A 19,416-nucleotide genomic window follows, 5' to 3' on the forward strand; every position below is an offset into this window, starting at 1 on the left:
TTTAGCTAGCGATCGCTGGCTCATACTCAATCAAAAAGCTTGGTATGCTAATGATATTTTCACCACCTCAAATATAGGGAAAAGCAACCCTTGATTATACCACAAAATATTTATGCAAGAGTTCTATACATTTTCAAGCGTATTATCGATTGACACTCTCAGCGCTAACATTATAGCTACTGGCCCCATCTCCCTTATCTCCCTCATCTCCCCCATTCCCCACTCCCCTCACCATTAAACAATAATTTTGAGCAATACTGGTACAAGAAGGAATATTTACACAAAATCCCAACATGACAATTCAACTTAGTGATAAGCCTTTGCTAGAGTGGGCAGGCGATAGTTTGGCAATTGGATTATTTGAAGATGCAGTAGAGTTAACTGGAGAATTGGCAACTTTAGATCAAAAGTTTTCCGGGGTATTAAAAGAACTAATTGCTGAAGAAGAATTTAAAGGTAAAGCCAATAGTACTATCTTCACTCGTGTGAATCCTGGTAGCCCAGTGCGGAAATTGATTTTGGTAGGCTTAGGTAAACCAGATGCACTAAAACTTGACACTTTGCGACGCGCTGCTGCTGCTGTAGCCAGAGTGGCAAAAAAGCAAAAAAGCAAAATTTTGGGATTTAATTTCCCATTGTGGAATAACGATCCAGCCGCAAGCGCCCAAGCGATCGCAGAAGGTATAGAATTGGCGCTTTACCAAGATATTCGCTTTAAATCAGAACCAGAAGATAAAGGTTCTCAAATAGAAACCGTAGATTTATTAGGATTCAGTGGACAAGAAGCAGCCATCACCCGCGCCAATCAAATTGTGTCAGGCGTAAACTTGGCCCGAGAGTTAGTAGCAGCACCAGCTAATGCAGTAACACCAATTACTTTAGCGGAAACTGCTCAAGCGATCGCAAAGGATCACGGTTTACAAGTAGAAATTCTAGAAAAAGAAGACTGTGAAAAGTTGGGTATGGGTGCTTTTTTGGGAGTAGCGCAAGGTTCCGAGTTGCCACCTAAATTCATTCACCTGACTTACAAGCCAGAAGGTACACCCAAAAGGAAACTAGCAATTATTGGCAAAGGTGTAACCTTCGATTCAGGTGGACTCAACATTAAAGGTGCTGGTAGCGGCATCGAAACCATGAAAATGGATATGGGGGGTGCAGCTGCTGTCTTGGGCGCGGCAAAAGCAATTGCTCAAATTAAGCCAGATGTTGAGGTTCACTTCATCTCGGCAGTGGCTGAAAACATGATTAGCGGTCGCGCCATGCACCCTGGAGACATTCTTACAGCATCAAACGGCAAAACAATCGAAGTTAACAACACCGATGCTGAAGGACGTTTGACCCTAGCAGATGCCTTGGTGTATGCCGACAAATTGGGATTAGATGCGATCGTGGATTTAGCCACCCTAACCGGCGCTAACGTTATAGCCTTGGGTGACGATATTGCTGGTTTGTACACTCCTGATGATGCTGTAGCTTCCCAGTTAGAGAAAGCTGCCCAAACTTCAGGAGAAAAGATTTGGCGGATGCCAATGGAAGAAAAATATTTTGAAGGGCTAAAGTCTGGCATTGCGGACATGAAAAATACTGGCCCGCGTCCAGGTGGTTCTATTACCGCCGCCCTTTTCCTTAAGCAATTCGTCAAAGATACACCTTGGGCGCACTTAGATATTGCTGGCCCAGTGTGGACAGATAAAGAAAATGGCTACGACAGTGCAGGGGCAACCGGCTACGGCGTTCGGACGCTAGTTAATTGGGTAGAAGGGAGTGGGGAGTAGAGAGTAGGCAGTAGGGGGAGCAGGGGGCAGGGGGCAAGACGGAGAATAAAAAATTACCTCTTTCTTTCTCCTCTGCTCCCAGCGAAGAGCCCCTCTGCCTCTTTCCAATGCTCAATACCCACTCCCTACTCCCAAACAATTCGTGCTATCTTGAGCTTGCCAGCAAAAATTGTTGCAATAGTAACAGAAATAATTTGGCGGTCAGAAAGTTAAGCTTTTTCGGCAAAGCCATCTGGTAAAATTTGTAAGGTTTCTAGAAACTGTGAGCAATGGGATCGACTCGCGTAAGGATCGCAATTGACGCAATGGGGGGGGATCACGCACCCGGTGAAATCGTTGCTGGCGCATTGCGAGCAAGGGAAGAATTGGGTGTAGATGTATTACTGGTTGGTGATCCTCAACAAATAGAAGCTGCCTTGCCGCCAAAAACGAATTTAGGGCAGGTGGAGATCGTTCCTGCTGAGGAAGCGATCGCTATGGATGAGGAGCCTTTAAATGCAGTTAGACGCAAACGCAAGGCTTCTATCAATGTGGCGATGGATTTAGTCAAGCAGCAAAAAGCAGATGCCGTGTTTTCTGCCGGTCACTCTGGGGCAGCGATGGCATCAGCTTTGCTCCGCTTAGGACGATTGCCGGGAATTGACCGCCCAGCCATAGGGACAGTTTTCCCCACTATTATTGCTGGTAAGCCAGTGTTGGTACTTGATGTCGGCGCGAATGTAGATTGCCGTCCGAAGTTTTTAGAGCAGTTTGCCGTCATGGGATCGGCTTACAGTCAATATGTTTTAGGTACAACTGAACCGAAGGTGGGTTTGCTGAATATTGGTGAAGAAAACTCTAAAGGCAATGATGCAGCCGTCCGCGCTCACCAAATGCTCCGCGAAAATTCTCAAATAAATTTTATTGGCAATGCCGAAGGGCGTGATGTGCTTTCCGGTCGCTTTGATGTGATTGTCTGCGATGGCTTTGTAGGCAATGTATTATTAAAGTTTGCCGAAGCCGTTGGAGAAGTCATTCTGCAAATTCTGCGGGAAGAATTACCTCAAGGATTACACGGTCAAATCGGTTCAGCACTCTTAAAACCAAACCTGAAGCGGGTTAAGCAGCGCATGGATCACGCAGAACACGGCGGTGCTTTGCTGCTAGGCGTGGCGGGAGTCTGTTTTATCGGTCACGGTAGCTCACAAGCTCCTTCAATTTTTAATGCAATTCGCATGGCAAAAGAAGCTGTTGACAACCAGGTGCTACAACGCATTCAGTCCCAATATATCCTAGAGCGCGAAAGCGGTTAGTCATTAGTCATTGATCGTTAGTCATTGGTCATTAGTCATTGGTCATTTGTAAAGGACAACTGACAAAAGACAAGAGACAAAGGACAAGAGACAAAGGACAAGAGACAAGAGACAAAAAGCTGATAGCTTGGGAGATTAGGAGTGCAAAACTTAGGCGTAGCAATTACTGGAAGTGGCTCGGCAGTGCCAGCAACTTCCCTACACAACCAGACATTGAGTGAAGTAGTTGAAACATCAGATGAGTGGATAACTACAAGAACTGGAATTCGTCAACGGCGATTAGCCCTGCCATCTGAGTCCTTGAGCGTACTAGCTACTGCCGCCAGCAGTCAGGCGATCGCAGCTTCGGGAATTAAACCAGAAGACCTAGACCTGATTCTGCTAGCGACTTCCACCCCTGATGATTTGTTTGGTAGTGCTTGTCAAGTACAGGCACAATTGGGAGCCACCAACGCAGTAGCTTTTGACTTGACAGCAGCCTGCTCTGGCTTTGTGTTTGGTCTAGTTACAGCAGCCCAATACATTAGAACAGGTGTTTATAAAAACGTACTGTTGATTGGGGCAGATATCCTTTCTCGCTGGGTAGATTGGGAAGATCGGCGCACTTGTGTATTGTTTGGTGATGGTGCAGGGGCAGTAGTATTACAAGCTGATAAAAGCGATCGCTTATTGGGATTTGCCCTTAAAAGTGATGGCACTCAAAACCATCACCTCAACCTTGCTTATGCAGGCGCTTCCCAAGAACTCCTCCCAAATGTAAATATCACTAAAGGCGGTTACCAACCGATTACTATGAACGGCAAAGAAGTCTACCGCTTTGCTGTGCAAAAAGTGCCCGAAATTATTGATAAAGCCTTGTTTCAAGCCAACCTCAACGTTGATCAAATAGATTGGCTGTTATTGCATCAAGCCAATCAGCGAATTATTGATGCTGTTGCTCAACGCCTGAATGTCCCGGAACATAAAGTTATAAGTAATCTCGCTAAGTACGGCAATACCTCTGCTGCTTCCATTCCCTTAGCTTTAGATGAAGCAGTGCGGGAAGGTAAAATTAAACCCAATGACATCGTTGCTGCATCCGGCTTTGGTGCCGGTCTTACCTGGGGTGCGGCAATTTTTCAATGGGGAAGGTGAATATTTTGTCTTTTGTCATTAGTCATTTGTCCTTTGTTAATGACCAATGACCAATGACCAATGACCAATGACCAATGACCAATGACCAATGACCAATGACCAATGACCAATGACTAATGACTAATGACTAATCACTAATGACTAAAACTGCATGGGTGTTTCCCGGACAAGGTTCCCAAGCGCTGGGAATGGGAATGGATTTATTAGATATACCATTGGCTAAAAACAAATTTGCCCAAGCTGACGAAATTTTGGGCTGGTCTGTAACCGAAATCTGTCAAAACCAAGAAGAAAAGTTATCACAGACGCTATACACTCAGCCAATTCTGTATGTGGTAGAAAGCATTCTTGCTGATCTTCTCCGAGAACGAGGACAACAGCCAGATTTAGTTGCTGGCCACAGTTTGGGAGAATATTCTGCCCTGTATGTAGCGGGTGTCTTTGAGTGGGCGGCTGGTTTATATTTAGTAAAGCGCCGTGCAGAACTCATGGATAATGCCGTCGGTGGGATGATGGCGGCTTTGATGAACTTTGACCGCGAACAGTTGGAAACAGTCATTGCCCAAACGCCTGATGTGGTAATAGCAAATGATAATAGTTCGGCTCAGGTAGTAATTTCAGGCACGACTGAGGCTGTACAAGCGGTAATGACTCAAGTTAAAGCAAAGCGTGCTATTCCCTTAAAAGTTTCTGGAGCATTTCATTCACATTTAATAGCACCAGCAGCTGCGAAATTTCAAGATATTCTAGAATCTGTAGAATTTCAGCCAGCTACTGTGCCAGTGTTGTCTAATGTAGAACCAATTGCGTCTATTGATGCCAAGATTTTAAAGCAGCGCCTAAATAAACAAATGACTGGTTCTGTAAGATGGCGAGAAATTTGTCTGCAATTACCAGCCAACGGGATTGAGGGAGTAATGGAAATTGGCCCTGGTAAAGTGCTAACTGGATTGATTAAACGTAGTAGCCCTGACTTAATATTAAAAAATATCCAGAGTGCTGCTGATTTAGGCACTTCAAAATAAAAGACTTCCAGTTAAAAAAACATTCCATCCCTGCGGGACGCTTACGCGTAAGCGTTCCGCAGGGTACGTAGTGGTCCACATCTGTGCGCCACTACAAATTGGCTGTACTCAAGGCAATTGCAAACTGCCATATCTCCGATTGATGTTGTAATTGTAAATTCGTAAATTCTCATCAAGCTATGAAGTTAGCTTCTATCGGTAAGGTTATGACAAATTCTGCGCCCTTTCCTAGCGTGGAATTACAATCAAGTTTACCTTGATGCAGTTCAGTCACAATTTGATAGCTGACAGATAAACCCAATCCAGATCCTTTACCTACATCTTTAGTCGTGAAAAAGGGGTCAAATAATCTTGTTAGAGTTGTGTCTGGAACTCCAAGACCGTTATCTGCGATGGAAATCATGATTTGTTTTTCAGATAACAAGCGAGTATGAATCCAAATTTTGTTAGGATGTGAAGCAATTTCTGTAGGCGTGCGCTGCTGATTTGCATCTTCTAACGCATCAATCGCATTAGACAAAATATTCATAAATACCTGATTGAGTTGTCCGGGGTAGCAGATAACCAAAGGCAAGTTACCATAGTTTTTTATTACTTCTATTGCTGGACGCTGCGTTTCATCTTTCAGACGATGTTGCAAAATTAATAACGCACTATCAATGCCCTGATGAATATCAACCGCCTTAAATTCAGCTTCATCTAAACGGGAGAAATTGCGAAGTGATAACACAATTTCACGAATGCGATTGGTGCCAATTTCCATCGAAGACAGCATTTTGGGCAGATCATCTCGAATAAATTCCAGATCCAATTCTTTAGCCTCAGCTTGAATTTCAGCAACTGGATTGGGATAGTGATACTGATAAAGCTGAATAAATTCTAATAAATCTTGAGCATAATTTTGTACATAGGTGAGGTTGCCGTGAATGAAGCTGACAGGATTATTAATCTCATGTGCCACACCTGCCACCAATTGCCCTAGAGCTGACATTTTTTCACTCTGGATCATCTGGGCTTGGGTAAGACGTAGTTCTTCAAGTGTCTTTTGTAATGTTGTTGTCCGCTCCTCAACCCTTAGCTCTAACGCATTGTTTACCTGTTCTAGTTCGATGAAAGAAGTCTTTAACTGGCTTGCCATACTGTTGAAAGAACTAGCAAGTCCTCCCAGTTCATCCTGTCGCGTGGTATCGAGATCGATCGCAAAGTCACCTTCGGCAAGTTGGTTACTAGCGGCGGTTAATTGCTGGAGGGGTTTAGCGATTTGTTGCTGCAACACCGACAAGAGTAACAACACTTCAACCAGCAGCGCCACTGCACCGGATATTAAGATAAATTGAGCCGTATCCCATGCTTCCCCTGATAGCAGTGATTTCGGATAGACTGTGACAAAATACCAGCCTGGACCTTGTAAGCGAGTCACTGCTAAGTATTCACGGTCTTGGCTATTTTCGAGGACATGGGTTTTCGGTTGAGCCTTTGTGACTAGCTGAAAAATGCGGTTGAGATGGGGATCGTTGATTGCATCGATTTTGAGTTCACCTTGAGCTTGCTGAATTTCCGCAGTGCGGTGGGGATGGACAATTAAACGACCGTCTGAGCGAAAAATCAGATTGTAGGTGCCTGGTAATTGATCCTGGATCGTATGCTCCATCAGTCGGGTTAAGGCCACATCATGGCCCACAATGCCCAGAAAGCGATCGCCCTCATAAACAGGTAGAATTACCGAAACCATCCAGACCTTAACACTTGGATCAAGATAAACACCTGTCCATTTCGGCGTTCGAGACGGGTTATGTTGAGGATCGGCAATATAGAAATATTCCTCTTTTGGATGATAGAGATCGGGCGGTGTTTCCAACGCGAACGGCGCCCCTTTCCAGTAGCAAACTGATGCATTTTCTGGTGTAATAAAATAGGTATCGACAAACCGATTAGACCAAGCAGCCCCATAGGCACTAATTAGTGTGTTAGCCGTGAACAGGCGTTGCTGTAGTTCTTCAGTAATTTGCACATTTCGACCAATGAATAATCCGGCATATCGAGTTGAATCAAAGTCTTTGCTCGGTCTATTTTGAGGAAAATTGCGTCGGGTACCATCGTTCCAGGAAAAATACTGCCGCTCAAATTCAGCCTGGAAATCTATATTAGTGGGTTGTTTGAATTCCAGTAAAAGCCGATCGCGCAGCAAAGCGAGGTTGTCCTGTGCAAGTTGAAAGATGCTGCTTTCTTGCTCTCCCCGTGCGCTGATGTACTTTTCTAGCTGCGTTTGGGTCTGGGTTTCCAAACGAGACATGACATGGATATAGCTCACCCCAGCAGACACGAGTACCACCGCCATTACTCGCAGTGCCATATTAATTAATGTTTTGTGGGTCAATGAGGTGGGACGATTCTTAACGACATGGACAGACTTCAAAGACCACTTTTTGTTAAAGATTTGTCTAAATTGAGTAAGCATAGAGCAGAGATAAGTATTTAGGCTGAAATTCATGTCGAGATGCAGACTACGCCTACGCACACATCTCGTTGGGCAATTGGGAAACTTTTAATTTCACCAGTTTCTTGGAGTTGAGATAAACATTTTTCTAAATCAAATTTCAGTCCCAATGTACTCTGATAGCGGTCTTCAGCATTTTTCGCCATCAATTTCATTAGGATATCTGACAAGACTTGCGGAATCTCTTCACTTTTGACTTTTGACACTTCGACTCCGCTCAGTGTGAACTTTTGATTTTTGACTTCCCGAAGGGATGGTGGAAGTTTTGCTAAATGACAATGTACCAACTCCATCGGATCGTTTGATTGAAACGGTAATTCTCCCGTGAATAATTCGTAAAAAGTCACACCTAATGAGTAGAAGTCAGTCCGGTAGTCAATTCCTCGATTCATTCTTCCTGTTTGTTCAGGAGAAATATAACTAAGTGTCCCTTCCAACACATTGAGATTCATTAGTGTTTGAGTTTCCCGTGGTAGTAAGGATGCAATACTAAAGTCAATTAATTTAACTTGTTTGGTTTCGGGATTAATTAGAATATTGGCAGGTTTAATATCTTTATGAATAATGCGCGAGCGGTATAGTATATCTAAGGCCTTGCAAAGTGCGATCGCTATCTGTAAAAACTCCGTAATATTTCGTCGGTTTTCCCCTGTTCCCCATTCTTTCAGAGAAATCCCCCCAAAGTCTTCCATTACCAACGCATAGCCATTTTGATAAGGTTCCAGGCTATAAGTTTGGATGATTAGAGGTGAGTTAAGATTTTTGGCAATGGTGTACTGATTGCGAAACTGTACCAGTTCGCTAAAACTGGGATAAGGATTTTTGAGCAGTTTAATCACTACTGGTAAAGAGTCATTTCGATAACCGCGATAAACTATGGTTCTGGAACCATTGTAGAGTTCTTCACTGATGCGATATCCAGGAATCTTGATCAGAGCGCTATCCATACTGCTAAATCTTTAATACTTATAGATTTAGTGTTCCCCGAATCTATGAAATTGTTTATAAACAAGAGGAAAATTTTAGACCAGAATTTCAATAATAAAATTGGAATACCAGGATGATTATCTAAAGGTGCTCTTTGCAACATAGTACCTTCTAGAGTGGCGATCGCTCGCACTTCCCATAAGCCATTGTGAAAGAGAATTAACGGATAGCGGTCTTCAGGATTTTTCGCCATCAGTTTGCTAACAATTTCTGAGAATACAGATGGAATTTCGGAATTAATTTCATGTATTAAAGGCGCTGTTCTTGCAATATGACAATGTATCAACTCCATCGCATCCTCTGACTGAAATGGTAATTTGCCAGTCAGTAATTCATAAAAAGTTATACCCAAAGAATAAAAATCTGTGCGGTAGTCAATCCCTCGATTCATTCGTCCAGTTTGTTCTGGAGAAATATAAGCGAGAGTTCCTTCTAACACATTGGGGCTAATTAAGCTTTGAGTTTCTCGTGGCAGTAAAGATGCAATACTAAAGTCAATTAATTTAACTTGTTTAGTTTCTGGATTAATTAAAATATTGGCGGGTTTAATATCTTTATGAATGATGCGCGAGTGGTAGAGTATATCTAAGGTATTGCATAGTGCGATCGCAATTTGTAAAAACTCTTGTAGAAAGGCAACATATCGCGTATCTATAGAGGTGAAATAATCTTTAAGAGAAATCCCTCCAAAATCTTCCATCACCAACACATAGCCACTCTGGTAAGGTTCTAGGCTATATGTTTGGATGATTAGAGGGGAATTGAGATTTTTAGCTATGGTGTACTGATTGCGAAACGACAAGAGTTCAGAGAAACTTGGATAAGGATTTTTAAGCAGTTTAATCACTACTCTTAATGAGTCACTCTCTCGATACCCTCGATAAACCAGCGTTCTGGAACCATTGTAAAGTTCTTCACTGATGCGATATCCGGGAATACTACTGACTGTAGTGGTATTCATACTGCTAAATCCTAATATTTTATGGACTTAGTATTCCCAGATGGGTGAAGCAATTCATCTGCAACGCTTTTTGCATTTGCTCTGGGCCTTGCGATCGCGTATGCTAAATTCAGTCTGATTTGAATTATCTTCTGTGGACAGAAACCGCGAACCGTTTATCAGTCTGGCTCTTTACCACGCCTTTAAATGGTCGGTCGTCAGCCCCATGCTTCACACTTACTTTCGGGGCCAGATTTATGGTACGGAGAATGTCCCCCAATCAGGGCCGTTATTGATAGTGAGTAATCACGCTAGTTATTTTGACCCGCCAATTGTCTCCAACTGTGTACGTCGTCCAGTGGCGTACATGGCTAAGGAAGAGTTATTTAAAATCCCAGTTCTGGCGCAAGCGATTAAATTGTACGGTGGTTACCCGGTGAGTCGGGGAAATGCCGATCGCAATGCCATCCGTTCCGCCCTAGAATATCTTAATAACGGTTGGGCTGTCGGTGTTTTCTTGCAAGGGACTCGCACCCCAGATGGTCGAATTACAGACCCCAAGAGAGGCGCACTGCTGCTAGCGGCGAAAGCAAAAGCCCCAATATTACCCGTGAGTCTCTGGGGTACTGAGGAGATTTTACAAAAAGGATCGTCCCTACCTCGCGCAGTTCCCATAACTGTGAGAATTGGTAACTTGATTGATGCTCCTAGTTCCACTAATAAAGAAGAATTAGAAGCTTTAACACAAAAGTGTACCAAAGTAATAAACGAGATGCATGATTTAGGACGATAAGCTAGACAAGTTTAGATATATGCTTTAGGGAGGTAGCGATCGCTATTAGGTTCCTCTAATCTTAAAATCAATTCACTCTAGCAATCATCTAAGGAACTTCCAACAAATACATCATCCATCTCACAGAGTGGGCAAATTCCCCACGCTACACAACTAGTTTTTTTCCGTCTTAATTACAAATTACGAATTATTATGAGCGGCTTTGAAGCCAAGAATTTTTGGGATCGATTAAATAATCTGGCGTTAGTCCGCTTTTTACTTTTAGTTGCTTCTGGCTGGGCAATTGTACAACTTTTAGCTTACTTTGAAGCAGTCATTGTTATTTTTACATTTGCTGCAATTTTGGCTTTTTTACTCAGCTATCCTGTACAATGGCTGCGACATTTTTTGCCCCACGGCGTAGCTGTTGGTGTCGTTTTCTTGTTCAGCATTGTGATTATTGGCAGTCTGATAATTACCGTCGGCTTAACGGTTTTATCTCAAGGACAACAATTAATTGACAGTATAACTGGCTTTGTAAATTCTTTAATACCTCTATTAGAGCAGCTAGAAGGGCTTTTGCGAAGCCGTAACTTGCAGATAAATTTAAGTTTTATTCAAGAACAATTGCGAAACCAAGCTGTATCTAGTCTTGTTACTAGCTTGGCTGTTTTACAAGGATTCATGACGAATTTTCTGACATTTATATTAATTGCGGTTGTGGCTTTTTTTATGTTACTGGATGGGGACAAACTGTGGAATTTTACCATAAAAATAGTACCAAAACAGCGCCGCAATAGATTTACAAATATAATCAGACGTTCTTTTTTAGGATTTTTTAGAGGTCAGTTATTATTAAGCGCCTTTCTCACAAGTACAACTTTTTTGGTTTTTGTAATATTAAAAGTACCTTTTGCTTTGATATTGTCAGTGATAGTCGGAATTCTTGATATCATTCCTGGCATAGGAGCGACATTAGGAGTAAGCACAGTGACTCTATTTGTGTTGTCTCAAGGTGTTTGGTTAGCATTGAAAGTCTTAATAGCTTGTATTGTCCTCCAACAGATACAAGACAATTTGATTGCGCCTCGAATTATGCAAGATGCGCTGAATCTTAATCCTGTAGTAGTATTTTTTGCTTTACTAGTAGGCGCTAAAGTAGCAGGCTTACTAGGAGTTTTTATATCTATTCCCATTGCTGGAGTCATCGTATCTTTATTTGAAATTGATGAAATGAAATCAGAAGTTTAGTTAGGAGTTAGGAGTTAGAAGTAGTAATTAATGTAAAATAGTTTCTTAGCCAATAAAAATTGAGGAATGATGTCGGATTTAAGAGCGGAATTAACAGAAATTTTGGATGAGGCAGAGTGGGAGTGGCTAATTCCTCATGTACAACGAGATGCAGTAATTTTGGTAGCACTTGAGCTAAACTTAGTGGATGTTGGAGTAGCGATCGCCAGTGATAACATCCCATCAGTGGAACAGTGGATTGATCAACAATTGATTGCCAAACCTACGATAGTACAGGTAGGAGAATGGAACGGCGATCGCACTAAACGATTTAATACTCTTATTGTTCAGCCTTACGTTCTGGCGCAAGAAATAGTTGCTGCGTAATCAGTTTTTGTGGCGTTTTCGCTCAGAGTCAGAGTCAACAAAAATATTGATGTAGTATAAAGTACATCAATGTATAAGAAGTAGAGGACGAATATACCTCTCGACTATTGACTAAAGGAAAATTTTCTACTTTAAGATTTAGCCATCTAGGGGCTAGAATTGTTACGATAATTTCAGATTAGATGTTGAAACCTTGATCCAATCTGAAACCTTAAAATTATTAGAATGGCATCGCCTCTGCCAGCACCTTGCCACCTTTGCGGCAACCAAGCTGGGGGCGACAGCCGCACGTCATCTGAAAATACCCGATTCTCAGATCCAAAGCGAACAGTTGTTAGAGCAAACCAAAGAAGTCTATCAGCTGGAAACTCGCCAGACTACGGGACTATCATTTGAGGGAATTCAAGATATTGGCGATTCCTTAGAACGGGCAGAACGCAGTGGAGTTTTGGCAGGGGATGAACTGTTAGCGATCGCTACCACCCTCGCTGGTGCTAGAAATTTGCGCCGTGTCATCGACAATCAGGAAGATTTGCCGATATTGACTGATTTGGTTGCCGATTTGCGGACTTATCCAGAACTAGAACAGGAAATTCACCGATGTATTGATGAACGGGCCCAGGTAACTGACCGCGCGAGTCAAAAACTGGGAGAAATTCGCACAGATTTGCGGAGATTACGCACTCAGATTACTCAAAAGCTGCAAAATATCTTACAGGCAAAATCTGGCGCAGTTCAAGAACAGCTAATTACGCAACGGGGCGATCGCTTCGTCATCCCTGTAAAAGCACCCCAAAAAGATGCCATCCCCGGTATTGTCCACGATACCTCTACTAGCGGTGCCACCCTTTACGTGGAACCGCATTCAGTAGTGCCTTTGGGCAACCAACTGCGGCAGATAATTAGAAGAGAGCAAGCAGAAGAAGAAGCGGTTCGCCGTGCTTTGACTGAACTTGTAGCCGCAGTCAAACCAGATTTAGAAAGATTATTAGCGATCGCTACCACTTTGGATCTGGCAACAGCTAGATCGCGGTATAGCTACTGGCTAGGAGCGAATCCCCCACGATTTATCCAGCGTGAAGACAGGGAAATCATAACCTTGCGGAATTTGCGACATCCATTGTTAGTGTGGCAGCAGCAGCACGAACAAGCACAACCAGTAGTTCCTGTAGATTTACTCATTAGTCCGCAAATTCGGGTAGTGACAATTACCGGGCAAATACTGGCGGTAAAACTGTAACCTTAAAAACCTTGGGGTTAGCAGCACTGATGGCCAAAGTGGGTTTATTTGTCCCCGCCCGCGAACCAGTAGAAATACCTTGGTTTGATAAAGTGTTGGCAGATATTGGCGATGAACAATCTTTACAGCAAAGTTTATCCACATTCTCTGGGCACATCCGCCGAATTAGCCGGATTTTAGAAGCATTAGGGAATGGGGAATTGGGAATCGGGAATGGGGAAGAAAAAAATTTAGAAATCGCTACTCCCAAATCACTCGTTTTACTCGATGAAGTCGGTGCAGGAACTGATCCAGTTGAAGGTAGCGCCTTAGCGATCGCCTTGTTGCAATATCTAGCTAACCATTCCCAGCTAACGATCGCCACTACTCACTTTGGGGAATTAAAAGCCCTGAAATACGAAGACGATCGCTTTGAAAATGCCTCTGTAGAATTTGACGAAAGTACTCTCTCACCCACTTACCGTTTGTTGTGGGGCATACCTGGACGTTCTAACGCCTTAACTATTGCCCTCCGCTTAGGATTGAACCCAGAAGTGGTACAACAGGCGAAAACCCAGGTGGGAGAAGCCACAGATGAAGTTAACCAAGTAATTGCTGGCTTAGAAGCACAACGCCGCCGTCAAGAAACCAAAGCTGCCGAAGCCCAAAGTTTGTTGCAGCAAGCGGAACGTTTATACAAACAAGTATCCGCAAAAGCCGCAAGTTTGGAAGAGAGGGAAAGCAGTTTGCGGGCTTCACAGGAAATAGCAGTCCAACAAGCGATCGCTCAAGCAAAAGGTGAAATTGCCCAAGTGATCCGCCGTTTGCAAAAAGGTACGCCCACAGCCCAAGAGGCGCAGCAAGCAACCAATGCTTTGAATCAAATTAGCCAACAATATCAGCCAGCAACGCCAGCAAAACCAAAAGCTGGATTTATGCCCAAAGTAGGCGATCGCGTCCGTATTCCAAAATTAGGACAGATAGCAGATGTGATCACTGCCCCCGATGAAGATGGGGAGTTAAGCGTTCGGTTTGGGCTAATGAAGATGAACGTGAAGTTGCAAGATGTAGAATCTCTAGATGGTCAAAAAGCCGAACCAGTCGTCAAACCCAAGCCAGCCCCAGCAGCAGTAACCCCCCCACCGCAAAATGTCCCAGAAATTCGGACTTCCCAAAATACCATCGATTTGCGTGGTAAACGGGTAGCTGATGCCGAATACATTTTAGATAAAGCCATCTCGGAAGCTACAGGCCCAGTCTGGATTATTCACGGGTATGGTACTGGTAAACTGCGACAAGGAGTTCACACATTTTTGCAACAACATCCCAGAGTTAACAACTACGAACCAGCAGAACAAGCAGATGGCGGCACCGGTGTTACCGTTGCTCACATCAAATAAAGAGCAGGAATGCTATGTTACTTGAACTCAATCAACTAATTGTAAAAGCCGGTCATCAGTTGTTGATTAAAGATGTCTCCTGGTCGGCATACAAACGAATTTTAGCAGAATTAGGAGACAATCGCAGTTCGCGCATAGCTTACAGTCAAGGGATGCTGGAAATAATGGCTCCATTGCCAGAACATGAAGTAGCTAAAGTTATTATTGGGGATTTGGTAAAAGTTTTATTAGAAGAACTCGATCTGGAATTTTGGAGTTTAGGTTCTACAACTTTTGAGAAGGAATGTATGAATGCTGGGGTAGAACCCGATGATTGTTTCTATATCCAAAATGAAGCTAGAGTTAGGGGCAAAGATAGAATAAATTTAGAAACCGACCCGCCTCCAGATTTGGCTATTGAAATTGATATTACCTGCCGCACTCGTTTCAATAATTATCAAGATTTGAGAGTACCGGAACTCTGGCGATGGAATGGAAGAAAACTGGAAATAAACTTGCTGTTCAATGGTAAATATCTAGAATCAAATACCAGTTCTATTTTCCCCAATTTACCAATTCAGCAAGTAATTCCCGAATATTTGATGCTAAGTAAAAACAATGGTAGAAATACGACAATGAAAGGATTTCGTGCGTGGATAAGGCAGAAAATTAGTAGTGATATTAAGTCCTGATCTCACAACAGCAGTCATGCGGTTGCTAGTGAAATTCACTACAGGTTCACTTAAACCTTCTTCAAACAATGTTTGAGGGTTCTCAATATCTGCACTAGCAAAAATATCTGCGGATTTTCCGGTTTCGGAGAATTTTTGTTCTATAAATTCTCGTGTTAAGCCAGACGGGCCAAATCGCGTTTCTACTAGAATTCCATATTTATCATTAAAAGATTCAGCTACTTCTGTGAGGCTATCACGCAAACTACCAGCACCGTATAGCTTAACCGCCAATGCCTGAGTTGGCAGAGTGACACCGACAGCACAAGCTATGAGTGAAAAGGCAAAAAAATGCTTTTTCATCGTTGTTATATTATTGCGTTGCTATTCTTCTCAGTGAATTATCTGTAACCTATACTGAATAATGGGTTTTGGTAAATGTCTAAACTATTACCTCTGCCCATTAAGTTTACAAATGAGTTTTGATATGTGCGTAGTTCGCGGTTAGAGCTATAGTACCAACTAAGTTGGAATAAATCAATCGCCCAACATCTTCAAACGTTGACTTTATTAAATTTTTAAGTTTGTCATCAGTTGCATAGAGGCATCAATCGTCCTGATGTTGCCTAACCTGTCCTGAAATAACAGGCTACACACAAGCGAAACTGGGGTGGGGTTCGGGTAAGCAGAAGAGGCACGGGAAGCTTTTGAGGAAAGAGGGTTATTGTTCAGTAATTCTTTTCTTAAGAAGCAAAAAATTTGTATAGTAATTATGTATACATGAAGACCAAGTAATAAACATCAATAAATTTCAAAATTTAAAGCCACAAATAAGTTAGGAGGTATTCTACACAATTATTCAGCGATAATTAGCGGTTAGCATTCAAAACAATAGTTTATTTATACTCTTGTACGGAATTAGCAGCAAAAGTCGGGTAAACCTTAACTAGAATTGATACTTTTCTACTTTGTCGAAAATAAATTTTCATCTAGAGTAGGACAAAGATACCTGCTGTTTAACACATAAAAAAGCTAGATGAAGTCTCTGGCTTAGAGCTATGGGAAACCAAGCTTGATTCTTAAGAGTCTGGTTTCAAAATGGGTAACAGCAACATCCTCTATCAGCTTGATCACCTATGCTAAAAGTTATGCACTCGGCCACCAACTCAGCCACTCCAAATTCCCAGTGGGAGGATTTAATCAAGCTTCCAGCCCCAAACACAGTTCAATGGGACAATATCAAAACCCAATTAGACTTGGTGCTGTTGGCGCTAGAAACCTTAACTGGGATTGGTTCAGAGGCTATGCTTTCGGCGGCAACTGATCTGAATTTAGAGTCAAGAGTGCCAGACCGCGTAGCTTTATGGCGACTGCGCCAATCAAATCCCCTACGCAAAGGTCAAGGAGGGCGAAAAAAGCTAGATGTCGAAGAAGCGCGATCGCTTGTTCTGATCATCTGCTACCTAGCCAAACAGCACCAGGAATTGATTCGCCGCGCTGTCGGACTGTTGGAACAAATGGCAGAAAATAACCGGGAACCTCACCAGGCTGCTTTACTTGGAGATTATATTGATGCTTTTTGCAACACTTACCAAGAGCGGATGGAAGAGGACGAGAAAATCTCAACGGATTTACTAACTAACCTGGCCCTAAAACTGCTTGTAGATTTACTTTTTTACAGTGCTCCTGGTGGGCATCGCCGTCTCTGGCTAGCACTTATAGACCGTTCAACAAAATTTTAAATTTTAGATTTGAAATTCCTCAACCAAAATTTGCTCATGAAAGTTTGCTAGATAAGGATTCTCTTTTGATGATCGTTAGTTCTTGGGCAATGTACTATCACCACTGCTGCCTCTTTGCACATCACAGAAGGAACCTGACAAAGTTCTGAGTGGAGGAATCCGCCTTTTCAACTTTTCTTTGCAAGCAACTGGCTCAATTTTTTGCAAAATCTTAAATAGTCTTCTTCGCAGTTCCTGCCATGCCTCTATCAAATTCTGTCATTCGTTGCTACACACCCCCTACTTGCACGCTAGAAGTATTCGCGCAAAGCTCTCCTCTGTCGCGTTGGATGGGGAAAACTGTCCTCAAGCACCTGAGCTTTGAGCTTCGTTTTGATGATCCCCGACTACCAGAAGAACACAGAGTTCCAATTCGGGGCGATCGCGATCAACTCGAAGCTTTATGTGATGCAGTCACAAGCTATGTACAGCAATTCCTCCAACAGTCTCCAGAAAGCTTTTGCGTCAGTTTCTCCGATACCCAGGAGTCAAGCACAGCATTAGGTGAGCCGGAATTAAAGTCCTCTACAAAAACATTAAATTCCTTTAGTACCCAGATTCCTGGGGCAAATATCCGCTTAGAACCAAGCAACCATTTAACTCACAACTTATTTCTCGATTCTCTTGCCAACCAATCATCTGGCCCCGTAATTCAACTCAGTCTGCTGCAACTATTCGATTTGGCCAGTGCTTTAGATGAGTACTCAACTGATGTCATGGCACTCCCAACTCTCAACAGCACTTCGACTCTGAGATTCCCTGCTTGGGCACCTGTTGCCGCAGTATTAGTATTAGGTGTAGGTTTATTACCACTTACTTGGCAATATGCTAACAACGTTAGACAAAACCAACAGCAGACAGCTAAAACAGCAGATCCAGAAGCGGTAAAGGCTGCTTTAGAAACTTCACCCTCACTAAACTTTCCCACGCCTCAACCTGGACTCACCACTCCATCAGAGAATTTGCTAGGTTCCACTCCTCCACTTTCCACATCCACTTTACCCCAAGCACCTCTAACAGCCCCTAGTTCTAGTTTCTCTACAGCGCCACCTCTAAATGCACTGACAATACCTCAAGGGAAGACTTCAACCCTTTCGACTAATCCGGCGATGCCTCCGGCGAGCTTCTCTACGGGACGCTCCGCAAACGCTAACGCACCATCTAGCAAAATCCCAGGCCAGGAAATCGCTATATTACCAAATCTTGCACAGAATCCTCCAGGGTCAAGTACCCAACCTGGTACTCTCCCTAAGCTGCGAGATTTGCCACCCAGGCTATCTTCTAACACAAGCAGCTTACCAACTAATATCTCACCAGTTGTCCCCCCATCTCTTGACACCATACCTAATAGTGGCAATACTCCAACCCAACCCTCCCCACTAACCTCACAACAGCTAGAGGAAAGAATTAATTCCCTACAGCAACCTTCTCCTGGAGAGAAACCTGCTTCACAACTTTCCTCCTCTAGAACTGCCAATAATCCTTTTATCGATCAATTAGGGAACGAACGCCAAAGCCCCACATCCACAGAAGTGGCTACTGGCACATTATTTGATACACCTCAAGTAGCAGAAGCTAGAGAATACTTAAAAAAACGTTGGCAACCACCCACTGGATTAGGACAAACATTAGAGTACAGTTTAATAGTCAGTGTTGACGGCACAATTGAACGAATTATTCCTCTCAATAAGTCAGCAAGAGACTTTATTGATAACGCTGGGATGCCTGAAGTTGGGAAACCTTTTGTTTCCGCCAACAAACGCGGACAAAATGTCAAAATTCGAGTTGTTCTCACTCCTGATGGCAAGGTACAGACTTTTCCAGATGAATAAAAGTAAATTAATCAGTTTAACCTGAGATATTCCACTAGGCGTTGCTGATTGGGGTATGAAAACAATTGTGCGTTGTGGTGAAAATCCTTGTAGAGACGTAGAATTCTACGTCTCTACATCCAAGTTCATACCTCGATTTAGCAACGGCTTCCACTAGTCACAACAACCGCCTAATAATAAATTACTCTTGCTTATAGCTAAAGTCGTCTAAAGACTACTAGTAAACGGTTTCAGTCCACTTGAGTGGACTTTGGCTATTAGCCTCAGACTTCAGTCTGAGGCGGGCTAGTACCGCAAGACGGAAGTCAAAAGTCATTTATCAAAAGTCAAAAAAATTCTAAAGTTATACAGAATTAATTACACAACGTCATTGCGAATGTAGCGTTTGCGGTAGCGTCTCTAAGAGTTGCGTAATGTTCGCTCTTAGCGTTCCCGCAGGGTAGCAATTCGCTTGCAGTTGGGATTGCTTCTATACGAAATGCTCCGTTCCCAATG

12 protein-coding genes and 3 pseudogenes are annotated in these 19,416 nt (G+C 43.0%); 11 read left to right on the forward strand and 4 right to left on the reverse strand.

Annotated features, from left to right (window positions below; translation table 11 throughout):
- The first annotated feature begins 293 nt into the window (after positions 1 to 293).
- From LC608_RS29210 to fabD, 4 genes are all read left to right on the forward strand, one after another.
- Positions 294 to 1,775, forward strand: a complete 1,482-nt coding sequence (locus LC608_RS29210) for a leucyl aminopeptidase (protein WP_229556921.1) — start codon at positions 294 to 296, stop codon at positions 1,773 to 1,775.
- 269 nt (positions 1,776 to 2,044) lie between these two features.
- Positions 2,045 to 3,067 (forward strand): phosphate acyltransferase PlsX, encoded by a 1,023-nt coding sequence (gene plsX / locus LC608_RS29215; RefSeq protein WP_229556922.1) that lies wholly within the window; start codon positions 2,045 to 2,047, stop codon positions 3,065 to 3,067.
- 141 nt (positions 3,068 to 3,208) lie between these two features.
- Positions 3,209 to 4,201: a beta-ketoacyl-ACP synthase 3 gene (locus LC608_RS29220; protein ID WP_229556923.1), complete on the forward strand. Its 993-nt coding sequence runs from the start codon at positions 3,209 to 3,211 to the stop codon at positions 4,199 to 4,201.
- 137 nt (positions 4,202 to 4,338) lie between these two features.
- Positions 4,339 to 5,226: an ACP S-malonyltransferase gene (gene fabD / locus LC608_RS29225; RefSeq protein WP_229556924.1), complete on the forward strand. Its 888-nt coding sequence runs from the start codon at positions 4,339 to 4,341 to the stop codon at positions 5,224 to 5,226.
- A gap of 172 nt (positions 5,227 to 5,398) precedes the next feature.
- Here fabD and LC608_RS29230 read toward each other — a convergent pair whose 3' ends face one another.
- The 3 genes and pseudogenes from LC608_RS29230 to LC608_RS29240 form a co-directional block, all read right to left on the reverse strand.
- On the reverse strand, positions 5,399 to 7,684 hold the full coding sequence (locus tag LC608_RS29230) for an ATP-binding protein (protein ID WP_229556925.1): 2,286 nt from the start codon (positions 7,682 to 7,684) through the stop codon (positions 5,399 to 5,401).
- Between the two features lie 56 nt (positions 7,685 to 7,740).
- Positions 7,741 to 8,670 (reverse strand): annotated as a pseudogene (locus LC608_RS29235) (serine/threonine protein kinase); the annotation flags it as partial.
- Between the two features lie 206 nt (positions 8,671 to 8,876).
- Positions 8,877 to 9,671: pseudogene (locus LC608_RS29240) on the reverse strand (serine/threonine protein kinase); the annotation flags it as partial.
- A 133-nt stretch (positions 9,672 to 9,804) separates the two neighbouring features.
- Between LC608_RS29240 and LC608_RS29245 the strand changes: the two are divergent.
- The 5 genes and pseudogenes from LC608_RS29245 (at position 9,805) to LC608_RS29265 (ending at position 15,329) form a co-directional block, all read left to right on the forward strand.
- The gene (locus LC608_RS29245; protein ID WP_229556926.1) at positions 9,805 to 10,443 is read left to right on the forward strand and encodes a 1-acyl-sn-glycerol-3-phosphate acyltransferase; all 639 of its coding nucleotides are present in this window, start codon (positions 9,805 to 9,807) and stop codon (positions 10,441 to 10,443) included.
- A 192-nt stretch (positions 10,444 to 10,635) separates the two neighbouring features.
- Complete coding sequence (locus LC608_RS29250) at positions 10,636 to 11,673, forward strand: AI-2E family transporter (protein WP_229556927.1); 1,038 nt, start codon at positions 10,636 to 10,638, stop codon at positions 11,671 to 11,673.
- A gap of 69 nt (positions 11,674 to 11,742) precedes the next feature.
- On the forward strand, positions 11,743 to 12,039 hold the full coding sequence (locus LC608_RS29255; RefSeq protein ID WP_229556974.1) for a DUF2288 domain-containing protein: 297 nt from the start codon (positions 11,743 to 11,745) through the stop codon (positions 12,037 to 12,039).
- Between the two features lie 193 nt (positions 12,040 to 12,232).
- Positions 12,233 to 14,658 (forward strand): annotated as a pseudogene (locus LC608_RS29260) (endonuclease MutS2).
- 14 nt (positions 14,659 to 14,672) lie between these two features.
- Positions 14,673 to 15,329, forward strand: coding sequence for a Uma2 family endonuclease (locus LC608_RS29265; protein ID WP_229556928.1), 657 nt, complete (start codon positions 14,673 to 14,675; stop codon positions 15,327 to 15,329).
- Here the strand turns inward: LC608_RS29265 and LC608_RS29270 are convergent.
- A complete protein-coding gene (locus LC608_RS29270) occupies positions 15,243 to 15,671 on the reverse strand; it encodes a substrate-binding domain-containing protein (protein WP_229556929.1) in 429 nt (142 codons plus the stop codon). The two genes, LC608_RS29265 and LC608_RS29270, sit on opposite strands and share 87 nt — an antisense overlap.
- 773 nt (positions 15,672 to 16,444) lie before the next feature.
- On the opposite strand from LC608_RS29270, the gene LC608_RS29275 reads away from it, so the two are divergent.
- Both LC608_RS29275 and LC608_RS29280 read left to right on the forward strand, forming a co-directional pair.
- Positions 16,445 to 17,050: a DUF3038 domain-containing protein gene (locus tag LC608_RS29275; protein ID WP_229556930.1), complete on the forward strand. Its 606-nt coding sequence runs from the start codon at positions 16,445 to 16,447 to the stop codon at positions 17,048 to 17,050.
- 239 nt (positions 17,051 to 17,289) lie between these two features.
- Positions 17,290 to 18,921 (forward strand): DUF4335 domain-containing protein, encoded by a 1,632-nt coding sequence (locus LC608_RS29280; protein ID WP_229556931.1) that lies wholly within the window; start codon positions 17,290 to 17,292, stop codon positions 18,919 to 18,921.
- Positions 18,922 to 19,416: the final 495 nt, after the last annotated feature.

Origin of the sequence: Nostoc sp. XA010, assembly GCF_020829625.1 — a bacterium.
In the GTDB taxonomy this organism is placed as follows: Bacteria; Cyanobacteriota; Cyanobacteriia; order Cyanobacteriales; family Nostocaceae; genus Nostoc.